This window comes from Streptomyces sp. TAA204, from assembly GCF_000424965.1.
On sequence record NZ_AUKW01000026.1, the window covers coordinates 34,578 to 47,720 of the forward strand.

Sequence of the window (13,143 nt, forward strand, 5' to 3'; positions counted from 1 at the left end):
AAGCACGTTCCGCCCCGGCGAACCGAGGCCGTCGGGGGCGGGCCGCGGCAGAGATGAACAACAAGGGGGGATCCCCTCCCGGAGGAGAGATTGCCACCGGCTGGAGGCGGAGACCGGGACGCCACCCGGTCCCGGAAATCTGCTCTGGACATCAGTGGGCCTTGAGGCTACACTGACCCTTTGCGCTGCCTGTTAGCTGCTCCCTGCCCGTCACCAGGGGCCACCGGTATGCGCGTAGAGAGTCCGAGCCCTCGGAAGGACCCCCTCTTGGCCGCCTCGCGCACCGCCTCGACTGCCAATTCGAACAACGGCGCCAGCACCGCCCCGCTGCGTATTTCTTTCGCGAAGATCAAGGAGCCTCTCGAGGTTCCCAATCTCCTCGCACTCCAGACCGAGAGTTTTGACTGGCTGCTCGGCAACGAAGCCTGGAAGTCCCGGGTCGAGGCTGCGCTGGAGAGCGGAAACGACGTCCCCACCAAGTCCGGCCTGGAGGAGATCTTCGAGGAGATCTCCCCGATCGAGGACTTCTCCGGGTCGATGTCGCTGACCTTCCGCGACCACCGTTTCGAGCCCCCGAAGAACTCGATCGACGAGTGCAAGGAGCGCGACTTCACGTACGCGGCTCCGCTCTTCGTCACCGCCGAGTTCACCAACAACGAGACCGGCGAGATCAAGTCCCAGACGGTCTTCATGGGCGACTTCCCGCTCATGACCGACAAGGGCACCTTCGCGATCAACGGCACCGAGCGTGTCGTGGTCTCGCAGCTCGTCCGCTCGCCGGGTGTCTACTTCGACAGCTCCATCGACAAGACGTCCGACAAGGACATCTACTCCGCCAAGATCATCCCGTCCCGGGGTGCCTGGCTGGAGATGGAGGTCGACAAGCGCGACATGGTCGGTGTGCGCATCGACCGCAAGCGCAAGCAGTCCGTGACCGTGCTGCTCAAGGCGCTCGGCTGGACGAACGAGCAGATCCTCGAGGAGTTCGGCCAGTACGAGTCGATGCGCGCCACCCTGGAGAAGGACCACACCCAGGGCCAGGACGACGCGCTGCTCGACATCTACCGCAAGCTGCGTCCGGGTGAGCCCCCGACGCGTGAGGCCGCGCAGACGCTGCTGGAGAACCTCTACTTCAACCCCAAGCGCTACGACCTGGCCAAGGTCGGCCGGTACAAGATCAACAAGAAGCTCGGCGGCGAGGAGCCGCTGGACTCCGGCGTGCTCACCACCGCCGACGTCATCGCGACGATCAAGTACCTGGTCAAGCTGCACGCGGGCGAGACGGAGACGACCTCCGCCGAGGGCGACCAGATCGTCATCGAGACCGACGACATCGACCACTTCGGCAACCGCCGTCTGCGCAACGTCGGCGAGCTGATCCAGAACCAGGTCCGTACGGGGCTCGCCCGTATGGAGCGCGTCGTCCGTGAGCGGATGACCACTCAGGACGTCGAGGCCATCACGCCGCAGACCCTGATCAACATCCGGCCGGTCGTGGCCTCCATCAAGGAGTTCTTCGGCACCAGCCAGCTGTCCCAGTTCATGGACCAGACGAACCCGATCTCCGGGCTCACCCACAAGCGCCGCCTCTCGGCGCTGGGCCCGGGCGGTCTGAGCCGTGAGCGGGCCGGCTTCGAGGTCCGTGACGTTCACCCCTCGCACTACGGCCGCATGTGCCCGATCGAGACGCCCGAAGGCCCGAACATCGGTCTGATCGGTTCGCTGGCCTCGTACGGCCGCGTCAACGCCTTCGGCTTCGTCGAGACGCCGTACCGCAAGGTCGTCGACGGAGTCGTCACCGACGAGGTGCACTACCTGACGGCCGACGAGGAGGACCGCTTCGTCATCGCGCAGGCGAACGCGCCGCTCACCGAGGAGATGCGGTTCGCCGAGGACCGGGTGCTGATCCGCCGGCGTGGCGGCGAGGTCGACCTGATCCCGGGCGACGACGTGGACTACATGGACGTCTCGCCGCGCCAGATGGTGTCGGTCGCGACCGCCATGATCCCCTTCCTCGAGCACGACGACGCCAACCGCGCGCTCATGGGGTCGAACATGATGCGGCAGGCCGTGCCGCTCATCAGGGCCGAGTCGCCGCTGGTCGGCACCGGCATGGAGTACCGCTGCGCGGTCGACGCCGGTGACGTCATCAAGGCCGAGAAGGACGGTGTCGTCCAGGAGGTCTCCGCCGACTACGTGACGGTGGCCAACGACGACGGCACGTACACCACGTACCGCGTCGCCAAGTTCACCCGCTCCAACCAGGGCACCTCCTTCAACCAGAAGGTGCTCGTCGACGAGGGCTCCCGCGTCATCGAGGGCCAGGTGCTGGCCGACGGCCCCTCCACCGAGGAGGGTGAGATGGCGCTCGGCAAGAACCTGCTGGTCGCCTTCATGCCCTGGGAGGGCTACAACTACGAGGACGCGATCATCCTCAGCCAGCGGCTGGTGCAGGACGACGTCCTCTCCTCGATCCACATCGAGGAGCACGAGGTCGACGCCCGTGACACCAAGCTCGGCCCCGAGGAGATCACCCGGGACATCCCGAACGTCTCCGAGGAGGTCCTCGCCGACCTCGACGAGCGCGGCATCATCCGTATCGGCGCCGAGGTCGAGGCGGGCGACATCCTGGTCGGCAAGGTCACCCCGAAGGGTGAGACCGAGCTGACTCCCGAGGAGCGGCTGCTGCGTGCGATCTTCGGCGAGAAGGCGCGCGAGGTCCGCGACACCTCCCTCAAGGTCCCGCACGGCGAGACCGGCAAGGTCATCGGCGTCCGCGTCTTCGACCGCGAGGAGGGCGACGAACTGCCCCCGGGTGTGAACCAGCTGGTGCGCGTGTACGTGGCGCAGAAGCGGAAGATCACCGACGGGGACAAGCTCGCCGGCCGTCACGGCAACAAGGGCGTCATCTCCAAGATCCTTCCCGTCGAGGACATGCCGTTCCTGGAGGACGGCACCCCGGTCGACGTCATCCTCAACCCGCTCGGCGTCCCGTCCCGCATGAACCCGGGACAGGTACTGGAGATCCACCTGGGCTGGCTCGCCTCCCAGGGCTGGAGCGTGGAGGGTGTCGACGCCGAGTGGGCGCGGCGGCTGCAGCAGATCGGCGCGGACGACGTCCATGCCGGCACCAACGTGGCCACCCCCGTCTTCGACGGCGCCCGTGAGGACGAGATCGCCGGCCTCTTCCAGGCCACGGTGCCCAACAGGGACGGCGACCGGATGGTGCTGCCGTCCGGCAAGGCGCACCTGTTCGACGGCCGCTCCGGCGAGCCGTTCCCGGACCCGATCTCGATCGGTTACATGTACATCCTCAAGCTGCACCACCTGGTCGACGACAAGCTGCACGCACGCTCGACCGGTCCGTACAGCATGATCACCCAGCAGCCGCTGGGTGGTAAGGCGCAGTTCGGTGGTCAGCGCTTCGGTGAGATGGAGGTGTGGGCCCTTGAGGCGTACGGCGCCGCGTACGCGCTGCAGGAGCTCCTCACCATCAAGTCCGACGACGTCACCGGCCGCGTGAAGGTCTACGAAGCCATCGTCAAGGGCGAGAACATCCCCGAGCCGGGCATCCCTGAGTCGTTCAAGGTGCTCATCAAGGAGATGCAGTCGCTCTGCCTCAACGTGGAGGTGCTGTCCTCCGACGGCATGTCCATCGAGATGCGTGACACCGACGAGGACGTCTTCCGCGCGGCGGAGGAGCTCGGTATCGACCTGTCCCGGCGCGAGCCGAGCAGCGTCGAAGAGGTCTGACGGGTCTGGCCGGGACGCGTTCACCAGGCGTTCCGGCCTCCCCCTCGGCCCTGGGGGCCTGGAGGCACACCACCTCCAAACCCCGTTCAGACCATTCATCGACACAACCCTGAGAGGGATTGACGAGAGTGCTCGACGTCAACTTCTTCGACGAACTGCGGATCGGCCTGGCCACCGCCGACGACATCCGTCAGTGGTCGCACGGCGAGGTCAAGAAGCCCGAGACCATCAACTACCGCACGCTCAAGCCCGAGAAGGACGGACTCTTCTGCGAGAAGATCTTCGGCCCCACCCGGGACTGGGAGTGCTACTGCGGCAAGTACAAGCGCGTCCGCTTCAAGGGCATCATCTGTGAGCGCTGCGGCGTCGAGGTGACCCGCGCCAAGGTGCGCCGTGAGCGGATGGGCCACATCGAACTGGCCGCACCCGTCACCCACATCTGGTACTTCAAGGGCGTCCCGTCGCGGCTGGGCTACCTGCTCGACCTCGCCCCGAAGGACCTGGAGAAGGTCATCTACTTCGCGGCGTACATGATCACGTACGTCGACGAGGAGCGCCGTACGCGCGACCTGCCCTCCCTGGAGGCGCACGTCGGTGTCGAGCGCCAGCAGATCGAACAGCGCCGCGACGCCGACCTGGAGACCCGCGCCAAGAAGCAGGAGGCCGATCTGGCCGAGCTCGAGGCCGAGGGAGCCAAGGCGGACGTACGGCGCAAGGTGCGCGAGGGCGCCGAGCGCGAGATGAAGCAGCTCCGCGACCGCGCGCAGCGGGAGATCGACCGTCTGGACGAGGTGTGGTCCCGCTTCAAGAACCTCAAGGTGCAGGACCTGGAGGGTGACGAGCTGCTCTACCGTGAGCTGCGTGACCGCTTCGGGACGTACTTCGACGGTTCCATGGGCGCCGCGGCGCTGCAGAAGCGTCTGGAGACCTTCGACCTGGACGAGGAGGCCGAGCGCCTCCGCGAGATCATCCGCACCGGCAAGGGCCAGAAGAAGACCCGGGCGCTCAAGCGCCTCAAGGTCGTCTCGGCCTTCCTGCAGACCAGCAACAGCCCCAAGGGCATGGTCCTGGACTGCGTGCCGGTGATCCCGCCGGACCTGCGTCCGATGGTGCAGCTGGACGGTGGCCGCTTCGCGACCTCCGACCTGAACGACCTCTACCGCCGCGTCATCAACCGCAACAACCGCCTCAAGCGGCTTCTCGACCTCGGTGCCCCCGAGATCATCGTGAACAACGAGAAGCGGATGCTGCAGGAGGCTGTGGACGCGCTCTTCGACAACGGCCGCCGCGGCCGCCCGGTCACGGGTCCCGGCAACCGTCCGCTGAAGTCGCTGTCCGACATGCTCAAGGGCAAGCAGGGCCGCTTCCGGCAGAACCTGCTCGGAAAGCGCGTCGACTACTCGGCCCGTTCCGTGATCGTCGTCGGCCCGCAGCTCAAGCTGCACCAGTGCGGTCTGCCGAAGGCCATGGCGCTGGAGCTCTTCAAGCCGTTCGTGATGAAGCGCCTGGTCGACCTCAACCACGCGCAGAACATCAAGTCGGCGAAGCGCATGGTCGAGCGCGGCCGTACGGTCGTCTACGACGTGCTGGAAGAGGTCATCGCCGAGCACCCGGTGCTGCTGAACCGTGCGCCCACGCTGCACCGCCTGGGCATTCAGGCCTTCGAGCCGCAGCTCGTCGAGGGCAAGGCCATTCAGATCCACCCGCTCGTGTGCACCGCGTTCAACGCGGACTTCGACGGTGACCAGATGGCCGTGCACCTGCCGCTCTCGGCGGAGGCGCAGGCCGAGGCCCGCATCCTGATGCTGTCCTCGAACAACATCCTCAAGCCGGCCGACGGCCGCCCCGTGACCATGCCGACGCAGGACATGGTGCTCGGGCTGTACTTCCTCACCACCACCGAGGAGCAGCGCGAGACGGTGGGCGACGGCAGGTCGTTCAACTCCACCGCCGAAGCGATCATGGCGTTCGACTCCGGGGAGCTCTCCCTGCAGGCGGAGATCGACATCCGCTTCCCGGTCGGTTCCGTGCCGCCGGCGGAGTGGGCACCGCCGCTGCCGGAGCAGGGTGAGCCCGAGTGGCAGCCCGGCGACGGTTTCCGGCTGCGTACGACCCTGGGACGCGCGCTCTTCAACGAGCTGCTGCCCGAGGAGTACCCGTACGTGGAGTACTCGGTCGGCAAGAAGGAGCTCTCCCAGATCGTCAACGACCTGGCCGAGCGCTACCCGAAGGTCACCGTGGCCGCGGCGCTGGACAACCTGAAGTCGGCCGGTTACTACTGGGCGACCCGCTCGGGCGTCACCATCGCCATCACGGACGTCGTCGTCCCCGACGCCAAGCCGGAGATCATCGCCGGTTACGAGGCGCAGGACGAGAAGGTCCAGAAGCAGTACGAGCGCGGTCTGATCACCAAGGACGAGCGCACCCAGGAGCTCATCGCGATCTGGACCAAGGCGACCAACGAGGTCTCCGAGGCGATGAGCGAGAACTTCTCGAAGACGAACCCGATCTTCATGATGGTCGCCTCGGGTGCCCGCGGCAACACGATGCAGATGCGTCAGATCGCGGGTATGCGCGGTCTGGTGTCCAACGCGAAGAACGAGACCATCCCGCGGCCGATCAAGGCGTCGTTCCGCGAGGGTCTCTCCGTGCTGGAGTACTTCATCTCCACGCACGGTGCCCGTAAGGGTCTCGCGGACACCGCCCTGCGTACCGCCGACTCCGGTTACCTGACGCGACGCCTCGTCGACGTCTCCCAGGACGTGATCATCCGCGAGGAGGACTGCGGCACCGACCGCGGCCTCAAGCTGGAGATCGCGGCCAAGGGCGCCGACGGCGTGCTGCGCAAGGCCGCGGACGTGGAGACCAGCGTGTACGCGCGCTGCCTCGCCGAGGACATCGTCGTCGACGGCAAGGTGCTGGCCCCCGCCGGCACGGACCTGGGCGACGTGCTCATCGACGAGCTGGTGCGGCACGGCGTCGAGACCGTCAAGACCCGCTCGATCCTCACCTGTGAGTCGACCGTCGGCACCTGCGCCATGTGCTACGGCCGTTCGCTGGCCACCGGCAAGCTGGTCGACATCGGCGAGGCCGTCGGCATCATCGCCGCCCAGTCGATCGGTGAGCCCGGCACCCAGCTCACGATGCGCACCTTCCACACCGGTGGTGTGGCCGGTGACGACATCACGCAGGGTCTGCCGCGTGTGGTCGAGCTGTTCGAGGCCCGTACGCCCAAGGGCGTCGCACCGATCTCCGAGTCGGCCGGCCGGGCACGTATCGAGGAGACGGAGAAGACCAAGAAGGTCGTCGTCACCCCGGACGACGGCTCGGACGAGACCTCGTACGCCGTCTCGAAGCGCGCACGGCTGATGGTGGGCGAGGGCGACCACGTCACCGTCGGCCAGGCGCTGACGGTGGGTGCCACCAACCCGCACGACGTGCTGCGCATCCTCGGGCAGCGCGCGGTCCAGGTGCACCTGGTCGGCGAGGTCCAGAAGGTCTACAACTCGCAGGGTGTGTCGATCCACGACAAGCACATCGAGATCATCATCCGGCAGATGCTGCGCCGTGTGACGATCATCGAGTCCGGCGACGCGGAGCTGCTGCCGGGCGAGCTGGTGGAGCGTACGAAGTTCGAGGGTGAGAACCGCAGGGTCGTGGCGGAAGGCGGCCACCCGGCCTCCGGCCGTCCGCAGCTGATGGGTATCACCAAGGCTTCGCTGGCCACCGAGTCGTGGCTGTCGGCGGCGTCCTTCCAGGAGACGACGCGGGTGCTCACCGACGCGGCGATCAACGCCAAGTCGGACTCCCTCATCGGTCTCAAGGAGAACGTCATCATCGGTAAGCTCATCCCTGCCGGTACGGGCCTGTCCCGTTACCGCAACATCAGGGTCGAGCCCACCGAGGAGGCCAAGGCCGCGATGTACTCGGCCGTCGGCTACGACGACATCGACTACTCGCCCTTCGGCACCGGCTCCGGCCAGGCGGTACCGCTGGAGGACTACGACTACGGTCCGTACAACGCCTGAGTCCATGGCGGGCTCGGGCAGGCCGTGCCGGCCAACCTGAGGTCATAGCTCTGCTACAGAGGGCGGTCATCCCTGTCGGGGTGACCGCCCTCGGTGCATCATGAAGCCTCAAGGGGGTGGTGTGGATGCTGGCCGGGAACGCGGACCGTGAACGGGCGAGCGACGTCCTCAAGGCGGCCTATGCCGAGGGCAGGCTGACCAAGGACGAGTACGACTACCGACTGGGTCGGGCAGTGGGCGCGCGTACGATCGAGGAGCTCCAGCAGCTGACCGGTGACGTGCCCAACGGCCCGAGCGCCATGCCGCCCACCTATCACCGCCCCCTTCCGCAGGGGCAGGTGGTGCCTTTCCAGCAGCAGCCGGTCGTGCCGTACGCCCCGCCGCACCGGCCGCAGAACTCTGCGGCGACCGCGGCACTGGTCTGCGGGCTCGTCTCGCCCGTGGTGTGTGGGGTCGCGGCGATCCCCGCGGTGATCCTCGGGCACAAGGCGCGGGCCGAGATCAGACGCACCGGTGAGCAGGGCGACGGCGCCGCGACGACGGGGCTCGTGCTGGGCTGGCTCTGGATCGCGATGGGCGCGCTGATGATGCTGTTCATCGTGGGGTGAGGGCGTCTGTGAGCTGCTGGTCGGCCGCGTAGATACTTGTTTTGACCGGGGACGACGCGGTAGGTACGCTCTGACCTTGTGCCTGGGGTACCCCCTGCGCTCCCGTAGGCGATCTGACGCTCGGGAAGCGGAGTCGGCGGCACCGGAATCTGCATGCTTCTCACCTGAGAGGCCCTCGCCTTCGCGCGGGACTTCGCAGTCTTCGACACACCCGACCTCGTGGGTCGGGAGAGTGGCCCAGGTTAGCTTTACCGAGACGGCACACAGAAACCGGAGAAACGGTGCCTACGATCCAGCAGCTGGTCCGCAAAGGCCGGCAGGACAAGGTCGAGAAGAACAAGACGCCCGCCCTCGAGGGTTCCCCTCAGCGCCGCGGCGTCTGCACGCGTGTTTTCACCACCACCCCGAAGAAGCCGAACTCGGCCCTGCGTAAGGTCGCGCGTGTGCGTCTGACCAGCGGGATCGAGGTCACGGCCTACATCCCGGGTGAGGGTCACAACCTGCAGGAGCACTCCATCGTGCTCGTGCGCGGTGGCCGTGTGAAGGACCTGCCGGGTGTTCGCTACAAGATCATCCGCGGCTCCCTCGACACGCAGGGCGTCAAGAACCGCAAGCAGGCTCGCAGCCGCTACGGCGCCAAGAAGGAGAAGTAAGCATGCCTCGTAAGGGCCCCGCCCCGAAGCGCCCGGTCATCATCGACCCGGTCTACGGTTCTCCTCTGGTGACCTCCCTCATCAACAAGGTGCTGCTGAACGGCAAGCGCTCCACCGCCGAGCGCATCGTCTACGGCGCCATGGAGGGCCTGCGGGAGAAGACCGGCAACGACCCGGTCATCACCCTCAAGCGCGCGCTGGAGAACGTGAAGCCGACCCTCGAGGTCCGTTCCCGCCGCGTCGGTGGCGCCACCTATCAGGTTCCGGTCGAGGTCCGCCCCGGCCGTTCCTCCACGCTCGCGCTGCGCTGGATCGTGGGCTACTCGCGCGCCCGCCGCGAGAAGACCATGACCGAGCGCCTTCTGAACGAGCTGCTCGACGCCTCCAACGGCCTCGGCGCAGCGGTGAAGAAGCGCGAGGACACCCACAAGATGGCCGAGTCCAACAAGGCCTTCGCGCACTACCGCTGGTAGTCGCAGACCCCATCGAGACCGAGAGAAGACTGAAGCCTTATGGCTACCACTTCACTTGACCTGGCCAAGGTCCGGAACATCGGGATCATGGCCCACATCGACGCGGGCAAGACGACGACCACCGAGCGGATCCTCTTCTACACCGGTCGCAGCTACAAGATCGGTGAGGTCCACGACGGCGCTGCCACGATGGACTGGATGGCCCAGGAGCAGGAGCGCGGCATCACGATCACGTCCGCCGCGACGACCACTCACTGGCCGCTCAACGACGTCGACTACACCATCAACATCATCGACACTCCCGGCCACGTCGACTTCACCGTCGAGGTGGAGCGTGCGCTGCGTGTGCTCGACGGTGCAGTGACGGTGTTCGACGGTGTGGCCGGCGTCGAGCCGCAGTCCGAGACCGTCTGGCGCCAGGCGGACCGGTACGGCGTGCCGCGCATCTGCTTCGTCAACAAGCTCGACCGGACCGGCGCGGAGTTCCACCGCTGCGTCGACATGATCGTGGACCGCCTCGGTGCGGTGCCGCTGGTGATGCAGATCCCGATCGGGACCGAGTCGGACTTCAAGGGCGTCGTCGACCTCGTCACCATGAAGGCCATGGTCTGGTCGCCCGAGGCGAAGATGGGCGAGATGTACGACACCGTCGACATCCCGGCCACGCACGCCGAGGCCGCCGACGAGTGGCGCGGCAAGCTGCTCGAGGCCGTCGCGGAGAACGACGAGGAGATGATGGAGCTGTACCTCGAGGGCCAGGAGCCCACCGAGGACCAGCTCTACACGGCGATCCGCCGCATCACCCTCGCCTCCACCGGCGCCGAGGGCACGATCACCGTCACCCCGGTCTTCTGCGGGACCGCGTTCAAGAACAAGGGCGTGCAGCCCCTGCTGGACGCGATCGCCCGCTACCTCCCCTCCCCGCTCGACGTGGAGGCCATCGAGGGGCACTCCGTGAAGGACTCGGAAGAGGTCCTCTCGCGGAAGCCCTCCGAGGAGGAGCCGATGTCGGCGCTCGCCTTCAAGATCGCGAGCGACCCGCACCTGGGCAAGCTCACCTTCATCCGCGTCTACTCCGGCAGGCTGGTCACCGGCTCGCAGGTGATGAACTCGGTGAAGGGCAAGAAGGAGCGCATCGGCAAGATCTACCGGATGCACGCGAACAAGCGTGAGGAGATCGAGTCGGTGGGCGCCGGCGACATCGTCGCCGTCATGGGTCTGAAGCAGACCACCACCGGTGAGACCCTCTGCGACGCGAGCAACCCGGTGATCCTGGAGTCGATGGAGTTCCCGGCTCCGGTGATCGAGGTCGCCATCGAGCCGAAGTCCAAGGGCGACCAGGAGAAGCTGGGCGTCGCGATCCAGCGGCTGGCCGAGGAGGACCCGTCCTTCCAGGTCAAGACCGACGAGGAGACCGGCCAGACCATCATCGCGGGTATGGGCGAGCTGCACCTGGACGTGCTGGTCGACCGTATGAAGCGTGAGTTCAAGGTCGAGGCCAACGTCGGCAAGCCGCAGGTCGCGTACCGCGAGTCGCTGCGCAAGACGGTCGACAAGGTGGACTACACCCACAAGAAGCAGACCGGTGGTTCCGGTCAGTTCGCGAAGGTGCAGATCTCCGTCGAGCCGCTCGAGGGTGACGGCTACGAGTTCGTCAACCAGGTCACCGGTGGCCGCATCCCGCGGGAGTACATCCCGTCCGTGGACGCCGGCTGCCAGGAGGCCATGGAGTTCGGTGTGCTGGCGGGTTACCCGCTGACCGGCGTACGCGTGACGCTGCTCGACGGTGCCTTCCACGACGTCGACTCCTCCGAGATGGCCTTCAAGATCGCCGGTTCGATGGCGTTCAAGGAGGCCGCGCGGAAGGCGAGCCCGGCACTGCTGGAGCCGATGATGAAGGTCGAGGTCACCACGCCCGAGGACTACATGGGCGATGTGATCGGCGACATCAACTCCCGTCGTGGCCAGGTTCAGTCCATGGACGACAGGAGTGGCGCCAAGCTCGTCACCGGCCTGGTCCCGCTGTCGGAGATGTTCGGTTACGTCGGAGACCTGCGCAGCAAGACCTCCGGCCGTGCCAACTACTCCATGCAGTTCGACTCCTACGCCGAGGTTCCCAGGAGCGTCGCCGAGGAGATCATCGCGAAGGTCAAGGGCGAGTAACTCCGCGTTCCTCAACCCTTAGGCTGTAGCAAAGGCATTCGGGGCACTCCGGTACAGACCGTACGGTTCGTCCGTGGTCTGTGCCGGGCCCCGATCGCCCGCCCCCAAGCGAACGGGTCAAGGGCAACCCCCTCGGGGTCCTGGCCAGTTCATTTCGACCACCTGAACCCCTCCGCAGAATGTGGGGGGTGTACAGCACCAGTCCACAGGAGGACCCCAGTGGCGAAGGCGAAGTTCGAGCGGACTAAGCCGCACGTCAACATCGGCACCATCGGTCACATCGACCACGGTAAGACCACTCTTACCGCGGCGATCACCAAGGTGCTGCATGACAAGTACCCGGACTTGAACCAGGCTTCGGCGTTCGAGAACATCGACAAGGCGCCCGAAGAGCGCCAGCGCGGTATCACGATCTCCATCGCCCACGTCGAGTACCAGACGGAGAACCGTCACTACGCGCACGTCGACTGCCCGGGTCACGCGGACTACATCAAGAACATGATCACCGGTGCCGCGCAGATGGACGGCGCCATCCTCGTGGTCGCCGCCACCGACGGCCCCATGCCGCAGACCAAGGAGCACGTGCTCCTGGCCCGCCAGGTCGGCGTTCCCTACATCGTGGTCGCCCTCAACAAGGCGGACATGGTGGACGACGAGGAGATCATGGAGCTCGTCGAGCTCGAGGTCCGTGAGCTGCTCTCGGAGTACGAGTTCCCGGGTGACGAGGTTCCCGTCGTCAAGGTCTCCGCGCTCAAGGCCCTCGAGGGCGACGCGGAGTGGGGCGACGCCATCGTCAAGCTGATGGACGCCGTCGACGGTGCGATCCCGCAGCCCGAGCGTGACGTCGAGAAGCCGTTCCTGATGCCCATCGAGGACGTCTTCACCATCACCGGCCGCGGCACGGTCGTCACCGGCCGTATCGAGCGTGGTGTGCTCAAGGTCAACGAGAATGTCGACATCATCGGCATCAAGGAGACCAAGACCTCGACGACCGTCACCGGCATCGAGATGTTCCGCAAGCTGCTCGACGAGGGCCAGGCCGGTGAGAACGTCGGTCTGCTCCTGCGTGGCATCAAGCGTGAGGACGTCGAGCGCGGCCAGGTCATCATCAAGCCGGGCTCGGTCACTCCCCACACGGAGTTCGAGGCGCAGGCGTACATCCTGTCGAAGGACGAGGGTGGTCGGCACACCCCGTTCTTCAACAACTACCGCCCGCAGTTCTACTTCCGCACCACCGACGTGACCGGCGTCGTGACCCTCCCCGAGGGCACCGAGATGGTCATGCCGGGCGACAACACCGAGATGAGTGTTCAGCTCATCCAGCCCGTCGCCATGGAAGAGGGCCTGAAGTTCGCCATCCGCGAGGGTGGCCGTACCGTGGGCGCCGGCCAGGTCACCAAGATCACCAAGTGATCCCGGTGCCTTGAGCGTTCCCGGCTCCGGCCGGGGGAGAGGGCCCGTACGA

7 protein-coding genes are annotated in these 13,143 nt (G+C 66.5%); all 7 read left to right on the top strand.

Annotation, left to right across the window (positions count from 1 at the left end):
• The first annotated feature begins 267 nt into the window (after nucleotides 1–267).
• The 7 genes from rpoB (at nucleotide 268) to tuf (ending at nucleotide 13,091) form a co-directional block, all read left to right on the top strand.
• Nucleotides 268–3,753 carry a DNA-directed RNA polymerase subunit beta gene (gene rpoB, locus H343_RS0124255; protein WP_028433238.1) on the top strand — a complete coding sequence of 1,162 codons (3,486 nt, stop codon included), beginning with the start codon at nucleotides 268–270 and terminating at the stop codon, nucleotides 3,751–3,753.
• Nucleotides 3,754–3,881: 128 nt separating this feature from the next.
• Nucleotides 3,882–7,781: a DNA-directed RNA polymerase subunit beta' gene (locus H343_RS0124260; RefSeq protein ID WP_028433239.1), complete on the top strand. Its 3,900-nt coding sequence runs from the start codon at nucleotides 3,882–3,884 to the stop codon at nucleotides 7,779–7,781.
• Between the two features lie 125 nt (nucleotides 7,782–7,906).
• Entirely contained in the window at nucleotides 7,907–8,389 is a 483-nt protein-coding gene (locus H343_RS0124265; protein ID WP_028433240.1) for a DUF1707 and DUF4190 domain-containing protein, read from the top strand.
• A gap of 281 nt (nucleotides 8,390–8,670) precedes the next feature.
• The gene (rpsL, locus tag H343_RS0124270) at nucleotides 8,671–9,042 is read left to right on the top strand and encodes a 30S ribosomal protein S12 (protein ID WP_003948652.1); all 372 of its coding nucleotides are present in this window, start codon (nucleotides 8,671–8,673) and stop codon (nucleotides 9,040–9,042) included.
• Nucleotides 9,043–9,044: 2 nt separating this feature from the next.
• Nucleotides 9,045–9,515 (top strand): 30S ribosomal protein S7, encoded by a 471-nt coding sequence (gene rpsG / locus H343_RS0124275; protein WP_028433241.1) that lies wholly within the window; start codon nucleotides 9,045–9,047, stop codon nucleotides 9,513–9,515.
• 39 nt (nucleotides 9,516–9,554) lie between these two features.
• A complete protein-coding gene (gene fusA, locus H343_RS0124280) occupies nucleotides 9,555–11,678 on the top strand; it encodes an elongation factor G (protein WP_028433242.1) in 2,124 nt (707 codons plus the stop codon).
• Nucleotides 11,679–11,897: 219 nt separating this feature from the next.
• Nucleotides 11,898–13,091, top strand: a complete 1,194-nt coding sequence (gene tuf, locus H343_RS0124285) for an elongation factor Tu (protein ID WP_028433243.1) — start codon at nucleotides 11,898–11,900, stop codon at nucleotides 13,089–13,091.
• The last annotated feature ends 52 nt before the right edge of the window (nucleotides 13,092–13,143 follow it).

Coding starts and splice junctions, on each gene's coding strand:
- fusA (WP_028433242.1), top strand. CDS start 9,555: ATGGCTACCACTTCACTTGACCTGGCCAAGGTCCGGAACATCGGGATC.
- H343_RS0124265 (WP_028433240.1), top strand. CDS start 7,907: ATGCTGGCCGGGAACGCGGACCGTGAACGGGCGAGCGACGTCCTCAAG.
- rpsG (WP_028433241.1), top strand. CDS start 9,045: ATGCCTCGTAAGGGCCCCGCCCCGAAGCGCCCGGTCATCATCGACCCG.